Annotated in this window: 14 protein-coding genes and 1 pseudogene; 4 read left to right on the top strand and 11 right to left on the bottom strand. The window is 65.8% G+C overall.

Features of this window, described 5'->3' with window-relative positions:
- Window positions 1-479 precede the first annotated feature (479 nt).
- Window positions 480-749 (bottom strand): hypothetical protein, encoded by a 270-nt coding sequence (locus HMPREF9710_RS12945; protein ID WP_005666993.1) that lies wholly within the window; start codon window positions 747-749, stop codon window positions 480-482.
- Between the two features lie 153 nt (window positions 750-902).
- Here HMPREF9710_RS12945 and HMPREF9710_RS12940 point away from each other — a divergent pair, with 153 nt between their 5' ends.
- Window positions 903-1,829 (top strand): LysR family transcriptional regulator, encoded by a 927-nt coding sequence (locus tag HMPREF9710_RS12940; RefSeq protein ID WP_005666992.1) that lies wholly within the window; start codon window positions 903-905, stop codon window positions 1,827-1,829.
- Window positions 1,830-1,995: 166 nt separating this feature from the next.
- Here HMPREF9710_RS12940 and HMPREF9710_RS12935 read toward each other — a convergent pair.
- The 4 genes and pseudogenes from HMPREF9710_RS12935 to HMPREF9710_RS12920 form a co-directional block, all read right to left on the bottom strand.
- Window positions 1,996-2,280 (bottom strand): annotated as a pseudogene (locus HMPREF9710_RS12935) (molybdopterin dinucleotide binding domain-containing protein); the annotation flags it as partial.
- Between the two features lie 80 nt (window positions 2,281-2,360).
- Complete coding sequence (gene ppsA, locus HMPREF9710_RS12930; RefSeq protein ID WP_005666989.1) at window positions 2,361-4,826, bottom strand: phosphoenolpyruvate synthase; 2,466 nt, start codon at window positions 4,824-4,826, stop codon at window positions 2,361-2,363.
- 30 nt (window positions 4,827-4,856) lie between these two features.
- Window positions 4,857-6,038 carry a beta-ketothiolase BktB gene (gene bktB, locus HMPREF9710_RS12925; RefSeq protein ID WP_005666988.1) on the bottom strand — a complete coding sequence of 394 codons (1,182 nt, stop codon included), beginning with the start codon at window positions 6,036-6,038 and terminating at the stop codon, window positions 4,857-4,859.
- A gap of 71 nt (window positions 6,039-6,109) precedes the next feature.
- Window positions 6,110-6,664, bottom strand: a complete 555-nt coding sequence (locus tag HMPREF9710_RS12920) for a glutathione peroxidase (protein ID WP_005666987.1) — start codon at window positions 6,662-6,664, stop codon at window positions 6,110-6,112.
- A 114-nt stretch (window positions 6,665-6,778) separates the two neighbouring features.
- On the opposite strand from HMPREF9710_RS12920, the gene HMPREF9710_RS12915 reads away from it, so the two are divergent.
- From HMPREF9710_RS12915 to HMPREF9710_RS12905, 3 genes are all read left to right on the top strand, one after another.
- The gene (locus tag HMPREF9710_RS12915; protein WP_005666986.1) at window positions 6,779-7,246 is read left to right on the top strand and encodes a bacteriohemerythrin; all 468 of its coding nucleotides are present in this window, start codon (window positions 6,779-6,781) and stop codon (window positions 7,244-7,246) included.
- Between the two features lie 118 nt (window positions 7,247-7,364).
- The gene (locus HMPREF9710_RS12910) at window positions 7,365-8,762 is read left to right on the top strand and encodes an aromatic ring-hydroxylating dioxygenase subunit alpha (RefSeq protein WP_005666985.1); all 1,398 of its coding nucleotides are present in this window, start codon (window positions 7,365-7,367) and stop codon (window positions 8,760-8,762) included.
- 41 nt (window positions 8,763-8,803) lie between these two features.
- On the top strand, window positions 8,804-9,373 hold the full coding sequence (locus tag HMPREF9710_RS12905; protein WP_005666984.1) for a 3-phenylpropionate/cinnamic acid dioxygenase subunit beta: 570 nt from the start codon (window positions 8,804-8,806) through the stop codon (window positions 9,371-9,373).
- Between the two features lie 31 nt (window positions 9,374-9,404).
- Here HMPREF9710_RS12905 and HMPREF9710_RS12900 read toward each other — a convergent pair whose 3' ends face one another.
- Genes HMPREF9710_RS12900 through HMPREF9710_RS12875 form a run of 6 tightly spaced genes read right to left on the bottom strand, consistent with a single transcriptional unit; the run spans window position 9,405 to window position 15,228 of the window.
- The gene (locus HMPREF9710_RS12900) at window positions 9,405-10,625 is read right to left on the bottom strand and encodes a multidrug effflux MFS transporter (RefSeq protein ID WP_005666982.1); all 1,221 of its coding nucleotides are present in this window, start codon (window positions 10,623-10,625) and stop codon (window positions 9,405-9,407) included.
- Entirely contained in the window at window positions 10,626-11,660 is a 1,035-nt protein-coding gene (locus HMPREF9710_RS12895; RefSeq protein WP_005666981.1) for a hypothetical protein, read from the bottom strand.
- Entirely contained in the window at window positions 11,657-12,598 is a 942-nt protein-coding gene (locus tag HMPREF9710_RS12890) for a Rieske 2Fe-2S domain-containing protein (protein ID WP_005666978.1), read from the bottom strand. The genes HMPREF9710_RS12895 and HMPREF9710_RS12890 overlap by 4 nt, the downstream gene beginning before the upstream one ends.
- 12 nt (window positions 12,599-12,610) lie before the next feature.
- Window positions 12,611-13,537 carry a quinone oxidoreductase family protein gene (locus HMPREF9710_RS12885; protein ID WP_005666975.1) on the bottom strand — a complete coding sequence of 309 codons (927 nt, stop codon included), beginning with the start codon at window positions 13,535-13,537 and terminating at the stop codon, window positions 12,611-12,613.
- Window positions 13,537-14,367 carry an SDR family NAD(P)-dependent oxidoreductase gene (locus HMPREF9710_RS12880; RefSeq protein ID WP_005666973.1) on the bottom strand — a complete coding sequence of 277 codons (831 nt, stop codon included), beginning with the start codon at window positions 14,365-14,367 and terminating at the stop codon, window positions 13,537-13,539. Before HMPREF9710_RS12880 ends, HMPREF9710_RS12885 begins: the two co-directional genes overlap by 1 nt.
- Before the next feature lie 30 nt (window positions 14,368-14,397).
- On the bottom strand, window positions 14,398-15,228 hold the full coding sequence (locus HMPREF9710_RS12875; RefSeq protein WP_005666971.1) for an enoyl-CoA hydratase/isomerase family protein: 831 nt from the start codon (window positions 15,226-15,228) through the stop codon (window positions 14,398-14,400).

The raw sequence follows: 15,228 nt of genomic DNA, 5'->3' as shown, positions 1-15,228 counted from the left end.
GAATGCGTGAACTCATGCTGCAAATTGCTCCTGGTGCTTTGAAATTCCGGGATTGCTGAACCCAGCAATCAACTCGTTCAGCATAGCCTTTGCTCGGAATAAAGGCCAGCTACGACGAGGAATATGATCGCACGGCACTAAACAGTTAATAAAGACCTTAACGCTCGGGCAAGCACATCAGTACCACGAAAATACCATGTCACGAGTCATGCTCGGCTACCGCGCAAGTCCCTCACAATGCAAGACAACTTCGAGATCATCATACTGACTCTCCGCCACCCGTCGGGGCGTGCGTATGACCGGTGGCGGGAGTGGCGGCCGTGTGGTGGCGCTGGTGCCGCTCGAACTGCTCGATGTCCTGCCCCTCATGGAGACAGCCAACGGCCTCGGTGCAAACAAAAAAGGAGTGACGACGCATCGAAAGCCCTTGATTTATTAATACCGATCCCGGCAGGCCTGGCGGCCGAACCTCACGTGCTTCAATTCTTGTATTGATCCAGCTGGCCCGCCAGCGTCGGCTTGTATTTCTTCACGGCCTCGACTGCTTCGGCGCGCACCTCGTCCCGCGAAATGCGGGAAGGAGCGCTAACCGCCGGCAGGTTGAGCTTCGATGCGCTGGCGGATGCAGCTGCGCTTGCGCCGGTGATGGCGGTATTAGTCTTTGCGTCCGCGTCTGCATTGTCGGCAGCGAAGGCGGTAGCAGCGGAAACGAACAAAGCAGCAGCGGCAATGAAACTCTTGGCGTTCATGACTTTCTCCTCAAGATGAAAGACCGGGCAGGCGAAGCGTGTTGGACAGCTTTGTCGCTCGGGAATGCAAACAGTCTAGACATTGCAGCGCCCGCAATAAAGAGCTTTTCGGGCAATGTATAATTGCGTATATTGGAATAATCAGGAGCAGGGATGGACAGGCTGGTCTCGATGCGCGTGTTTGTGAAGGTAGTGGACCACGGCAGCTTTGCGGGAGCGGCCGCCGCGCTGGGGATGTCGGCCGCTGTCGTCACGCGTAATGTCGCCGACCTTGAGACCCACCTCGGCACCCGCCTGCTGAACCGCACGACACGCCGCCTGTCGCTGACCGAGACCGGCCAGCAGTACCTCGACCGGGTGCGCCAGATTTTGCTCGACATCGACGACGCCGACGCCGCCGCCTCGTCCAGCTCGCAACAGCCGAGCGGCACCCTGCGCATCTACTGCCATCCTGCCTTCGGTAAGGCGCAACTCGCCCGGCTGCTGCCGCGCTTTGCACAGGCCACCCCGGACGTGGTGCTCGACGTCACGCTGGCCGACCACGATGTCGACCTGGTCGAACAGGGTTTCGATGTAGGCATCTTCATCGGCCTGCAAAAGCTGGACGCCAGCATGATTGTGCGCCAGCTCGCGACCTCGAACGTGGTGCTGAGCGCCGCGCCGGACTACCTGGCGCGCCGTGGCGCCCCGGGCAAGCCATCAGACATCGCGCAGCACGACTGCCTGAACTTCGCCTTCGAGCAGCTGCGCCACACCTGGCCGGTGGCGTGGAACGACGAGGTGGTGCATGTCCCCATCACGAGCCGGATGGTGTCCAACAGCGGGGACATCCTGCGCCAGGGGGCGCTGGCCGGGATGGGCATCATGCTGCGCTCCTCGTTTACGCTCGAGGATGACTTCGAGAGCGGCCGCCTGGTGCAGCTGCTGCAGGGCCACCACGTGGGCCAGCTTTCGGTGATGATGGTCTACCCGAGCCGGCGCCTGCTGTCAGCCAAGGTGCGCAGCTTCGTCGACTTCATGGCCGCCCAGTTCCCGCGTCCGGACAGCGACCCGTGGCTGCCGGCGCCCGCACTTGCTTGACGCTGGCACTACATCAATCCATCCATGCGCCAGACCTCGCTGCAGCCATTGCGATTTTGTCCAGTTCTGACACAGGAACCCCATCCTGGGATGTTAATGACAAGGCAGGACAAGCTGCTGCTTGCGCAGGACGATAGCGGATAACCATTGGGCAGATCGTGGCGAATCATTTTGCCGCTTTCGCGTATCCGGCGAGGATCTGGCCGCCACCGTAACTGCCTTGCCGGGCCATGACTCCGCCGGGACTGATCTTGATGGCGCAATACTTGAATTCCGGGATTTTGCCGAACGGATCGAGCGCTGCGTTCGTCAGGCGGTTGATCGCCGCCTCGTAGTAGCAGAACGGTACGAAGACCGCGCCCACCGGCGAACTGTCGTCAGCGCGGGCGTAGAGCACCACCTCCCCGCGGCGCGACGCGATCGTGATCGGCCGGCCAGGCTGGATGCCCAGCCGCTGCACTTCCGGAATATCATTTTAGACCTGAATTTGGATCGACCCGGCCGTGCAATCGTCGGGGAAACCTGATCTCATCATGTCGCCTGGTGCCCTGCCAGCCTCTGCCACGTCTCGATCACCGAGTCCGGATTGAGCGACATCGACTCGATACCCTCATCGACCAGCCACTGCGCGAAGTCGGGATGGTCCGACGGACCCTGGCCGCAGATGCCGATGTACTTGCCCTGCGCGCGGCAGGCCTTGATTGCCAGCGACAGCATGGCCTTCACCGCCGGGTCGCGCTCATCGAAGTCCTTGGCCAGCAACTCCATGCCGGAGTCGCGGTCCAGGCCCAGCGTCAGCTGGGTCAGGTCGTTCGAACCGATCGAGAAGCCGTCGAAATACTGCAGGAACTGCTCGGCCAGGATGGCGTTGGACGGCACTTCGCACATCATGATGACGCGCAGGCCGCCTGCGCCTCCACCTTCGCCGCGCTTCAGGCCGTACTTCGCCAGCAGCTCGATGACCTTCTCGGCCTGGCCCAGGGTGCGCACGAAAGGAATCATCAGCTCGACGTTGGTCAGGCCCATGTCCTCGCGCACGCGCTTCATGGCCATGCATTCCATCTCGAAGGACTCGGCGAAGTCCTCGGCCAGGTAGCGCGCGGCGCCGCGGAAGCCCAGCATCGGGTTTTCCTCGTCCGGCTCGTAGCGCGAACCGCCGATCAGCTTCTTGTACTCGTTCGACTTGAAGTCGGACAGGCGCACGATCACCGGCTTGGGCCAGAAGGCCGCGGCAATGGTCGCCACACCCTCGGCCAGCTTGTCGACATAGAAGGCGCGCGGCGAGGCATGGCCGCAGCCCACCGACTCAACCGCTTTTTTGAGGTCGACGTCGATGTTCGGGTACTCGAGGATGGCCTTCGGGTGCACGCCGATGTTGTTGTTGATGATGAACTCGAGGCGCGCGAGACCGACGCCGTTGTTCGGCACCGACTGGAAGTCGAAGGCCAGCTGCGGGTTGCCGACGTTGAGCATGATCTTGGTCGGGATCGGCGGCAGCTCGCCGCGCGAGACTTCGGTGATCTCGGTTTCCAGCAGGCCGTCGTAGATCTTGCCTTCGTCGCCTTCGGCGCACGAGACGGTGACAAACGTGCCGTCCTTCAGCGCGTCGGTGGCGTCGCCGCAGCCGACCACCGCCGGCACGCCCAGCTCACGGGCGATGATCGCCGCGTGGCAGGTGCGGCCCCCGCGGTTGGTGACGATGGCGGAGGCGCGCTTCATGACCGGCTCCCAGTTCGGGTCGGTCATGTCGGCCACCAGCACGTCGCCCGGCTGCACGCGTTCCATCTCGCTCGGGTCGTGGATCACGCGCACCGGACCGGCGCCGATCTTCTGGCCGATCGCGCGGCCGGAGGTCAATACCGTGCCCGTGCCCTTCAGACTGAAGCGCTGCTGGGCATCGGTGGCCTTCTGCTGCGACTTCACGGTTTCCGGACGCGCCTGCAGGATGTAGAGCTTGCCGTCGCGGCCGTCCTTGCCCCACTCGATGTCCATCGGACGGCCGTAGTGGTTCTCGATGATGACGGCGTACTTGGCCAGCTCGACCACTTCGGCATCGGTCAGGGAGTAACGGTTGCGCATCTCGATCGGAACGTCGACGGTGCGCACCGAACGGCCGGCCTTGGCTTCGTTGGTGAACTCCATCTTGATCAGCTTGGAGCCGATGTTGCGGCGGATGACCGGCAGCTTGCCCTGCGCCAGCATCGGCTTGTGCACGTAGAACTCGTCCGGATTGACCGCACCCTGCACCACGGTCTCGCCCAGGCCGTAGCTCGAGGTGACGAAGACCACGTCCTTGAAGCCGGACTCGGTATCGATGGTGAACATCACGCCGGCCGCGCCGGTGTCGGAACGCACCATGCGCTGCACACCGGCCGACAGCGCCACTTCGGCGTGGGTGAAGCCTTTATGAACGCGGTAGGAGATCGCGCGGTCGTTGTAGAGCGAGGCGAAGACGTGCTTCATCGCTTCGAGCACGTTGTCGATGCCGACCACGTTCAGGAAGGTCTCCTGCTGGCCGGCGAAGGACGCGTCCGGCAGGTCTTCGGCGGTGGCGGAGGAACGCACGGCGAAGGAGACTTCGGTGTCGGAGTCGGCGACCAGGCGTTCGTAGAACTCGCGGATTTCCTGTTCCAGGCGCGGCTGGAACGGGGTGTCGACGATCCACTGGCGGATCTCGGCGCCGGCGCTTGCCAGCGCACGGACGTCGTCGATGTCGAGGCCTTCGAGGCGGGTGGCGATGCGCTGGGCCAAGGATGGGCCGCCGTCGCTATGCTCGAGGAAATCGCGGAAGGCATCGGCCGTGGTGGCGAAGCCGCCCGGCACGCGCACGCCGGCATTCGCCAGCTGCGAGATCATCTCGCCGAGCGAGGCGTTCTTGCCGCCGACCGACTCGACGTCGGTCATGCGCAGGTTTTCGAACGACGCGACGTACACGCCTTTGGTCAGGGCGGTCGCCGGAATCAGTACGTCCAGCCCAGCATCGAACAACTTGGTCATGGTGAAGCACCTTATAAGAGATTTTCCAGGCTACAAACGTTCGAAAATTGCAGCGATACCTTGCCCACCGCCGATGCACATCGTGACCAGGGCATAACGGCCGCCAGTACGCTGCAACTCATACAATGCCTTCACCGTGATGATCGCTCCGGTCGCGCCGATCGGGTGCCCCAGGCCGATGCCCGAGCCGTTTGGATTGACCCTGGCCGGGTCCAGCCCGAGCTCCCTGGCTACGGCACAGGCCTGCGCCGCAAACGCCTCGTTCGCTTCGATCACATCGATGTCGGCTATGCTCAAGCCTGCGCGCTCGAGCGCCTTGCGGCTGGCAGGAACCGGCCCAATGCCCATATATTCCGGATCGACGCCCGCATGTGCATACGCCACCAGGCGCGCCAGCGGCTTGACGCCGCGCTGCTCGGCGACGCTACGCTCCATCAGCACGAGTGCGGCGGCGCCGTCGTTCAGTCCGGACGCATTGCCAGCGGTGACACTGCCCTCCTTCTTGAAGGCAGAACGCATCGCCCCCAGGCTTTCGATCGTCGTATCGCTGCGCACATGTTCGTCATTCAGGAAGCTTACTTCGCCCTTGCGGGTCTTGACGGCAATGGGGAGAATCTGCTCTGCAAAGTATCCGGATGCGGTCGCATTGGCGGCGCGGCGGTGCGATTCCAGGGCCAGGGAGTCCTGCTCCTCGCGCGAAACCATGTAACGTTCAGCCACGTTCTCGGCCGTGATCCCCATATGAACGGCGTGGAATGGATCAGTCAGGGCGCCGGTCATCATGTCGGTGAACGTGACCTCGCCCATGCGGTTGCCCCAGCGTACGGCGCCCGTGGAATGCGGCGCCCTGCTCATGCTCTCGGCGCCACCGGCAACGGCGACATCCGCGTCTCCCAGCAGCACCGCCTGCGCCGCGCTGATGACGGCCTGCAGGCCTGAACCGCACAGCCGGTTGACGCTCAAGGCAGGCGTTTCATGACCGATTCCAGCGTTAACGGCCGCCACCCGCGCCAGGTACATGTCTTTCGGCTCGGTGTGGATCACGCTGCCGAACACCACATGGCCGACTTCCGAACCGCTGACGCGTGCACGCAGCAGCGCTTCGCGGGTCACGCGTGCCGCCAGCTCGGTTGGCGGAAAATCCTTCAGGCTTCCGCCGAAGCCGCCGATGGCGGTTCGCACGCCGCTGACGATGACCACTTCTCGTTTCATACCCTGCTCCTAACAATAGAAATTGCTTACTCGCGCCGAGGCGTTCTCGGAGAAGACCGGATGCGGCAGCCTCAGGTCTTCCGTAACTCACGTTCGATCGATTCCACCAGTACTGGATGGTCCGGCGCGACGTCCGGACTGAAACGCGCAGTGACGCGGCCGTCACGCCCGATCAGGAACTTTTCGAAGTTCCACAGGACATCCGAGGGATCAGCCGGCTGGTGGCCGTAGCCTGCGAGCCTGGCCCGCATGGCGCCGCCGGCAGGATCGATCGCCTGAGGCTGCAGCCGCGTCAGCTCACGGTACAGAGGATGCCGCCCGGGGCCGGTGACGGCGACTTTTTGCGCAAGCGGGAAGTCCACGCCGAAGCTGGTCTCGCAGAAACGGGCAATCGTCTCGTTGTTGCCCGGCTCCTGGGCGCCAAAATCATTCGCGGGGAAGCCCACCACTACCAGTCCGTCGCCGCGCCGGATATCGAACAACCGCTGCAGGCCTTCGTACTGGGGAGTGAGCCCGCATTGCGAAGCGACGTTGACGACCAGTACGACTTTGCCGGCATAGTCGGCCAGCGTCGCTTCGCTGCCATCCATCAGCCGGAACGGTACCCCGGCGATCTGCGTTTCCATCGTGCGTGCGCCCTTTCGATTTCGATTTTGCAGAAGGCCTGCAAACCTGTGCTACCATTTTTGGTAGACACTTTATCAAAAAGTGTCACACATTTCTTTTAGCGAGGCAAGCACATGTCGGCGAACACCGAAGAACTCTTCACCTGGTCCGACCGTTTCCTGGTCGGCCATGAGGCCATGGACGCCACCCACCGCGAGTTCGTCGAGCTCGTCGGCGCCATGCTGGCGGCTCCCGACGCCGAGCTCGCGCGCCTGCTCGATGACTTCGCCGGCCACGCCGAGCGCCACTTCGAGGACGAACGCCAGTCGATGCTCGCCACCGGCTTCCCCGCCGCCGAGTGCCACATCGATGAACACAAGGCCGTCCTGGCGTCGGTGCATGAAGTGCGCGCCCTGCTGGCGGGCGGCGGGCATGAGGCGACCTGCCGCGCCCTCGCGCGGGAACTGAGCCGCTGGTTCCCGGCCCATGCCGATTACATGGACGCCTCACTGGCCCAGTGGCTCGTGAAAAAACGCCTGGGCGGCACTCCCGTCGTCCTGCGCCGCAGCCCCACCGAAAGCGCGGCGACGGAACAGGCCTAGCACCGTTGTCTTTCTTTGTACCCGCACGGTGAAATAATTCGCGCCCACCGCATTCATTTGTTGAACATACTTCTTATTTGTGTACAATTAAAAAGAAGGTAAAACAAAGGAGACAACGATGCACCAGAATGCCGAAACGAGACTGCGGGACGGGACCAGGATCTCGGACCTGATCAATCACGAGACACGCGAGGTCAAGGTACGGGCCTTGTCCGATCCGGAGCTGTACGAGCTGGAGATGGAGCGGATCTTCGCCAAGACCTGGATCTTCCTGGGTCACGAGACCGAGATCCCGAACAAGGGCGACTTCATCACCCGCGACATGGGTTCCGATGCGGTGATCGTCGCGCGCGACCGCGACAACGAGATCCACGTCTCCCTGAACGTCTGCCCGCACCGCGCCATGAAGGTGCAGACGCACGACGCCGGCAATGCCAACGTTCACATGTGCATCTACCACGGCTGGGCCTTCAAGCCGAACGGCGACTTCATCGGCGCCCCCGTCGAGAAGGAATGCATGCACGGCAACATGACGCCGAAAGACCAGCTGGGCCTGAAAAAGGCGCGCGTGGCGCTGTACGGCGGCCTGATCTTCGCCACCTGGAACATCGACGGCCCGAGCCTCGAGGAATTCTTCGGCGACGCCAAATACTATTTCGATACCCTGTTCCTGCGCACGGAGGGCGGCCTCGAGGTGCTCGGCCCGCCGCAGCGCTTCCGCCTGAACGCCAACTGGAAAACCGCCTGCGAGCAATCGGCCGCCGATGGCTTCCACACGCTCACACTGCACCGCTGGCTGGCCGAAGTCGGCCCCTACGCGAAGAAGCCGGACGCCGAAGGCAAGGGCGCCGACCTGTCGCCCGAGATGTACGGCAGCGAAGTCTGGACCGACCACGGCCACGCCATGCGCTGCATCGACCTGGACCGCAAGATCGTCCGCCTGACCGGCAAGGATCCGGCCGAGCTGTCCCCGGTCGAGCGCTTGAGGGCCCTGCCCCCGCCGGGCATCACGCCCGAGATGGTCCCCGAACTGCTGGAACGTTTCGACGACGGCCAGCTCAAGCTGATGTCCTGGCGCCCGCCGCAGGTCGGCGGCTTCTTCCCGAACGGCCTGTTCGAGTTCATCTACCTGCCGCAGCCGGACGGCACCATCGTCGGCGCCTGCGCGCTGCATGCCTACATTCCCAAGGGACCGGACAAGCTCGAGTTCATGAACTGGATCTTCGCCGAGAAGGACACGCCGCCGGAACTCAAGGCGCGCATGCTGCGCCAGTCGGTCCAGATGCTCGGCACCTCGGGCATGGTGGAGATGGAAGACTCGGATACCTGGCCGCACCAGACCGAGGTGGCCAAGGGCGCGGTCAGCAAGACCATCACCCTGAAGTACCAGGCCAAGTTCGACAAGGGCGCCCCGGAAGGCTGGCCCGGCCCCGGCCATGTGGGCGACGGCTTCACGAAAGACGACACCCAGTGGGCATGGTGGAAGTACTGGCACGAGCTGATGACCGCCGAATGAACGATCAGCGCGAACCCCTACAACACCATCAGGAGACTCACATGGAAAAGAATCCGCTCGAACCGACGCCGCTGCCGCCTTCGGTGCGCGCCAACCGGGTCGCCATCGGCAGCCAGGTGTACAACGACATCGTCGAATTCATGTACGACGAAGCCGAATACTTCGACACGCTGCGCCTGCGCGACTGGATCGCGATGGTCGCCAAGGACATCGAATACACGGTGCCCCTGCGCCATACCCGCGCCACGCGCGACCAGGACAAGTCGGTCGTGCGCACCGTGCAGCACATGTTCGACGACTACCGTTCGATCATGCTGCGCGTGATGCGGGTGATGGACACGCGCAGCGCCTGGGGCGAGGATCCGCCCTCGCGCACCAAGCACATGGTGTCGAACATCCGGGTCTACCGCACCGACAAGGACAATGAGTTCAAGGTCCACAGCTACCTGCTGCTGACCCGCAACCGCTTCGACAAGGACACGTTCGACCTGATCCCGTGCGAACGCCACGACGTGATCCGCAAGACCGACGAAGGCTACCTTCTGGCGCGGCGCGAGGTCATCATCGACCAGGCCGTGCTGGGAACGCCGAATCTCGGCATCTTCCTGTAAGCGGCCGCCCTTGCGAACCCGCCCGCCGCCGTCAGGCGCCGGGCGGGTTTTCTTTTGCAAGGCGCAGCGCGGCAATCACGCCCGCGCCGGCGCACAGCCACAGTCCGGCGGCGCCGCAAGCCAGCGACAGCGGCGAACCCCACATCAAGGGCGCGATCAAGGCGGCGAGGACGGCATTGAAAGCGGTTTGCACGAACAGCTGGACCGAGGAGCCCATGCCGCGGCGGTCCGGCACACAGTCCAGGCCGCGGATGGTCATGGCCGGGATCGCCAGCGACATCCCCAGGTTGAAGACGAACAGGTAGGCGACATACCAGCCTGCGCCCTCCGGCGCCGTCCATGCCACTAGCAGGTTGTAGCCGCTTGCCGCGCCCATCAGGGTGAACGCGGCCGCCAGCGTGCGCCCGAGCGACCAGCGCACCGCCACCCGGCCCGCCAGTGCCGAACCGAACACCAGCCCGGCCGTGGCCGGCCCGAACAGCCAGATGAAGTCGCCTTCCCCAAGGCCGAGGTGGGTCATCACAAACACCGGCGCCGACAGGACATAGATGAAGAAGGCCCCGAACATCAGCGCGTACGCCAGGGTCCAGGCCACGAAACCGCGGTTGCGCAGCAGTGCAAGATAGCCGCGTCCGAGGTCCGCCACATCGAACGGCCGGCGCGCCTCGGGCGGCAGGGTTTCGGGCAAGCGCAGCACCACCGCCGCCAGCAGGCCGGCGGCCAGCAGCGCCAGGAACAGGAACACCGAGCGCCAGCCGAACGCGATCTGCAGCGCGCCGCCGACCAGCGGCGCGATCGCCGGGGCGACCCCGAAGATCATCACGACCTGCGACATCATGCGCCGTGCCAGCGGACCTTCGTGCAGGTCGCGCACCACCGCGCGACCGATGACGATGCCGGCGCCGGCCGAGAATCCCTGCAGCGCGCGGAGCAGCCACAACTGCTCCACGGCCGTGGCGAACACGCAGCCCAGCGAGGCCAGCGCATAGACCGCCAGGCCCCAAAGCACCACTCTGCGCCGGCCGAAGGAGTCCGATATCGCCCCATGCCAGAGCGACATGAAGGCGAAAGCGAAGAAATACACGGAGATGGTCTGCTGCAAGGCCACCGCATCGGTCCGCAGCACGACGGCCATCTCGCGGAAGGACGGCAGGTAGGCGTTGATCGAGAACGGCCCCAGCATCGCCAGCCCGGCCAGGATCAGGGTGATCCCGAAGGTGCCCGGCGCAGTCGCCGTGGACGCGGCCCGCACTCAGGCCTTCATGCCGAGCAGCTGCGAGATGTCCATCGCCGGATCGGCGTCGGCGCCGTAGCTGAAGTCGCCCTGCTGCTGGCGCTGCGCCAGGCGCGCCAGCAGCACGCGGTAGCGGTTGCCCGGCGCGTCGAAGCGCGAGCTCAGGTCGCGCCGCTGGCCCGTGTCGAAGTAACGCGCGTTCTGCGGGCGCAGCACCGAATTGTCCTGCGGCTGGATGACGTAGGAGATGCGCGGCATCAGCCAGCGGAACGGCGCCGGCGCATGCACCGTGTAGTTGGTCTGGTCGACGCGGCTGCGGTGCCTGCCGACAGGTACGAAGGGCTGCACGTTCGGGATCGCGTAGCCCGGCTCGAAGCTGGGGTAGGAAATGCAGAGGTTGTTGCGCAGGTGGACATGCAGCACCGCGCGCAGGTCCTGGTATTGGGCGCGCACGCCCCCGATCCAGCGCATCACCGGCGCCACCGACTTGCGGGTCACGATGCGGGTGCGCGTCAGCGTCTCCGAGGTCGAGCTGAACTCGACGACGTCGCTGTCGGATTGGCCATCGCCGATCGTGTTCGCATGCAGGAAATCGGCATGGGTCAGGTCGATCAGGTTTTCGACCGACAGCGGCGAGGACGCATCGAAACGCACCGAGCGCTGGGTGTAGCGTGGGATACCGATGCCGTCGGCGGGCAGGAAGGGTATCCGCGGGATCAGCTCCTCATGCGCATTGTCCGGATTGCCATACCAGACCCAGACGTAGCCATAGCGCTCCCGGACCGGGTAGTGGCCCGATCCGCCTGTGAAAGCGCTGGGCCGGCGGCGCAGTTGCCCGGACAGTTCCGGATGCAGCTCGGCAGCGCGCACGCGGCCCTGCTCGCGCCACAGGTAGACGTCCTGCGCGTGGATGACCCGGCGCACCGTCCGGCCGCCGATGTCGGCGCTGTAGGCCACCGGGAACCAGGTATCGCGCAGGTCGATGTTACCCGGCACCCAGTCGCGTTTCTCGTCCGGCGCGGCAAAGCGTATTCCCTTGTCTTCCGGCTTCATGCGAAGCTCCTTTCCTGCGCAGATGACGCGACCGGCCTGCGATCGCGCGACGGCGCCACCTCGAGGGCGGCGACGGCACGTCCGTCGATCATACTCTTGACGGCAAACGGCGCACTGCCGGCAAGCCGGCGCAGGCGCCAGCCCAGCGGCGCGTCCCCCGCATGCGCGTGGGCGAACCCGCGCCATGCCAGGCTGGTGGTGCCGCGGCGGTTGGCGCTGGCGGCGACCAGTACCGTCACCAGCGCGCGCTCGCCGGCGTCCAGCAGCTCCACCATGAGGTCGCCGCCAGCCAGCGGGACCCGGGTGCGCACCAGCAGCGGGTGGTCGCGCACGAAGGCCGGTCCGATGCCCTTGCCCTTCCAGACGGCGCCGCGGTCGAGCACCAGATGGCGGCCGTCGCGGCGTGGATCGCCCAGGAAGAAATCGGTGATCGCGACGCCCGGGAAGTCCAGCAGGCATTCCGGCCCGTCGAGCATGACGTCGAGGTATTCCTCGAAGGCGATACCCGCCACGGCGGTTCCGCTGTACTCGCGTCCGCCCGCGCGGTAGGCGGCTGCCGGCAGTTCGGCATCGGATTCGCCACTGCGCGCGGCATCACCTAATAGGACATGCACGAAACCGTTCAGTTCCGCGACCGGGTAAGCCTGTGCCACAGCCGGTGGAATCTTCTCCTCGCGCCGCAGGTTGGGGATGTCGGTACATTTTCCACTTGCGCCGTCGAAGGTCCAGCCGTGGTAAGGACATTGCAGTCCGCCCGGCTTGACCAGTCCCGGCGACAGCGGCACGCGCCGGTGCGGGCAGCGGTCTTCCAGTGCGAAGGCCTCGCCCTCGCTATTCCGGAACAGGGCCAGCTGCCGGCCGTCGCACACCGCCGCCAGCGTCTTGCCCGGAGCCAGCTGCTCCGACAGCGCCACGATCCACCATTGTCCAGTCGTCATCGGCACACTCCCTCAGCCACGCAGGCGCGCGGTGATCTTCGCATGCGGTCCGCCGGCCTGCGCTGCCCAAGCCTTGCCTGCGTCGTCGAAGGCGAAGTCGGCGTAGTCGACCTGGATGTCCTGCTCGCGCGCGATGCGCAGCAGCCGTTCCCAGATCGCACGGCGGTCGGCCGGCGGACGCTGGCCGGTACCGATGCACGACAGGGTGCGGAACAGCAGGTCGGCGATGTCGAGGTTCACCTGGCGCCCGGCCCCGGTGCCGATCGTCATGATGCGCGCGCCCCAGCGCGTGGCCTTGAGCGCATTGATCATCGGCTGGCCGCAGACCAGGTCGAGTACCACGTCGAAGCCCTCGCCGGCGGCCGCCTTGAGCGCCGCGACGTCGTCCGCGCCGCCCAGCACCACGACCTCGTCGGCGATGCCGCGCTCCTTCAATCTAGCCAGCGCCTCGGCCGAGCGCGCGGCCGCCACCACCCGACCGGCACCGAGATAGCGCGCCAGCTGCAGGGCGATCTGGCCGAGCGTGCCGGTGGCGCCCAGCACCAGTACCTGCTCGCCCGGCTGGATCCTGGCCTGCTCGAGCGGCACCAGGGCGCCGGTGGCGGCGATGCCCATCGTGATGGCGGTGCGATCGTCGACATCGTCCGGAACCTCCCACACTTCCTCGGCCGGCACCAGGGTGCGCTCGGCCCAGGCGCCGTAAGGCAGCACCGAGCGTTCGCCGAAGTAGACCCGCCGTCCGTCAGGCGCCCGTCCGACGCCCTCGCCGCGGATCACGCAGGGGTATTGCACGCCGAGGCGGTAGGCGCCCAGCACGTCCCAGCCGCCCAGGCCCGCCGTGTCGACCTCGATCAGTACGGCGCCGTCCTGCGGGCCCGGCTCGGGGAACTCGCCGATGACGGGGGCGGCGCCGCGTTCATGGATGATGGCGGCCTTCATCACATCCCCTTCGCGCCGGTCTGCGCGAACAGGACCTTCATCGCCACCAGCGAGGGCGTGTGGCTGCCGAAGCCGCCGTCGGCCACCAGCGTGGTGCCGGTGACGAAGGCGGATTCGTCGGATGCCAGGAAGGCGACCACGTCGGCGATCTGGCGCGGTGTTCCCAGCTCGGGGGTCAGGTGGTTGTCGCGCAGGATGTCGAGCAGGGGCGCCGGCATGCTGCTGTGCGCATTCTCGGCCGGGGCCAGGCCGATCTGCAGCGCGTTCGAGCGGATGCCCTGCTTGCCATATTGCGCCGCCACCGAGCGGCTCAGCATGATCAGGGCTGCCTTTGACGCCGCGTAGGCGGACAGCGACAGGTCGCCCTGCACACCCAGGCCCGAGGTGACGAAAATCACCGAGCCCTTGCCGTTCTTGAGCATCTCGCGGATCGCGTATTTACTGCACAGCATGGCGCCGCGCAGGTTGACCGCCATCGCACGGTCCCAGGCCTCGACATCCATGTTGATCACGTCGCGGTCACGCTGGCGCTGTTCCACGCTCAGCACGGCGGCATTGTTGTGCAGGATGTCGACGCGGCCGAAGCGGCCGACGACCGTTTCGACCATGTTGCGCACCTCGGCCTCGAGGGAAACATCGCACGGCACCGCAAGCGCCTGCCCGCCTTGATCCTCGATCTGCGCCGCTACGCGCCGTGCGGCATCGCCGTCGATGTCGACAATCGCCACCTGCGCTCCATGCCCGGCGAGCACGCGCGCCGCTTCGGCGCCCAGTCCGTTTCCGGCGCCGGTCAGGATGGCGACCCGGCCTTCCAGTTTCTTGTTATGCATCTTGCTGTCTCCGTCAGGTAGGCCGCGCTTCTAGCGGCCGGTGAATTGGGGCGGCCGCTTCTCGCTGAAAGCCAGTGCGGCTTCCCGCGCGTCCTCGCTCGGCTTGAGCATCGCGAACAGGTCCAGCTCGAGGTCGAGGCCCTGGCGCAGTTCGAGCTCGAGGGCGCTGCGCGCCGCGCGCTTGACCGACAGGGTGGCGGCGGGTGCGCGCGCCGCGATGCGCAGCGCGAAGGCGCGCACTTCCTCGACCAGCGCGCCGGATTCGCTCGCGATGCGGGTGACCAGTCCGATATCCCTGGCGGCCCGGGCATCGAGCCGCTCGCCGGTGAGCAGCAGGTCCATCGCCCGCCCCGGGCCGACGACGCGCGCCAGGCGCTGGGTGCCGCCGCCTCCCGGAATCAGGCCGAGCGCCGTCTCCGGCAGGCTGAAGATAGCGTCGGGCGCCGCGAAGCGGATGTCGCAGGCCAGCGCCAGTTCCATGCCTCCGCCCATGCAGTAGCCATGGACGGCCGCGATGACCGGCTTCTGCACGGCGTCGATCGCCTCGATCCAGCGCGCGCCCTGCATCCGGCGGCGCACCTCGATGGCGCTCTCGGGGGCGCGTTTTTCCTTGATGTCGGCGCCGGCGCAAAAGCCGCGCTGTCCGTCGCCGCGAATCGCGATGACGCGCACCTCGGGGTCGGCGTCGAGTTCGCGCAGCGCCTGCGGCACGCCCTGGCGGATGTCGTCGTTGATGGCATTGATCTGGGCGGCACGGGTCAGCACCACCCAGGCCAGCGCGCCCTCGCGTTCGATGGCGACGGCGCTGTTGACCACGGCCACTGTGGCGGCGGCTGTCGGGTTCTGGTCGAGCACGTCCAT

Source organism: Massilia timonae CCUG 45783 (assembly GCF_000315425.1).
Taxonomy (GTDB): Bacteria; Pseudomonadota; Gammaproteobacteria; order Burkholderiales; family Burkholderiaceae_D; genus Telluria; species Telluria timonae.
This window is presented reverse-complemented; position numbering and strand designations above follow the sequence as displayed.

Coding starts and splice junctions, on each gene's coding strand:
- HMPREF9710_RS12905 (WP_005666984.1), top strand. CDS start 8,804: ATGGAAAAGAATCCGCTCGAACCGACGCCGCTGCCGCCTTCGGTGCGC.
- HMPREF9710_RS12945 (WP_005666993.1), bottom strand. CDS start 749: ATGAACGCCAAGAGTTTCATTGCCGCTGCTGCTTTGTTCGTTTCCGCT.
- HMPREF9710_RS12895 (WP_005666981.1), bottom strand. CDS start 11,660: ATGAAGCCGGAAGACAAGGGAATACGCTTTGCCGCGCCGGACGAGAAA.
- HMPREF9710_RS12910 (WP_005666985.1), top strand. CDS start 7,365: ATGCACCAGAATGCCGAAACGAGACTGCGGGACGGGACCAGGATCTCG.
- HMPREF9710_RS12915 (WP_005666986.1), top strand. CDS start 6,779: ATGTCGGCGAACACCGAAGAACTCTTCACCTGGTCCGACCGTTTCCTG.
- bktB (WP_005666988.1), bottom strand. CDS start 6,038: ATGAAACGAGAAGTGGTCATCGTCAGCGGCGTGCGAACCGCCATCGGC.
- ppsA (WP_005666989.1), bottom strand. CDS start 4,826: ATGACCAAGTTGTTCGATGCTGGGCTGGACGTACTGATTCCGGCGACC.
- HMPREF9710_RS12940 (WP_005666992.1), top strand. CDS start 903: ATGGACAGGCTGGTCTCGATGCGCGTGTTTGTGAAGGTAGTGGACCAC.
- HMPREF9710_RS12890 (WP_005666978.1), bottom strand. CDS start 12,598: ATGACGACTGGACAATGGTGGATCGTGGCGCTGTCGGAGCAGCTGGCT.
- HMPREF9710_RS12885 (WP_005666975.1), bottom strand. CDS start 13,537: ATGAAGGCCGCCATCATCCATGAACGCGGCGCCGCCCCCGTCATCGGC.
- HMPREF9710_RS12880 (WP_005666973.1), bottom strand. CDS start 14,367: ATGCATAACAAGAAACTGGAAGGCCGGGTCGCCATCCTGACCGGCGCC.
- HMPREF9710_RS12875 (WP_005666971.1), bottom strand. CDS start 15,228: ATGGACGTGCTCGACCAGAACCCGACAGCCGCCGCCACAGTGGCCGTG.
- HMPREF9710_RS12920 (WP_005666987.1), bottom strand. CDS start 6,664: ATGGAAACGCAGATCGCCGGGGTACCGTTCCGGCTGATGGATGGCAGC.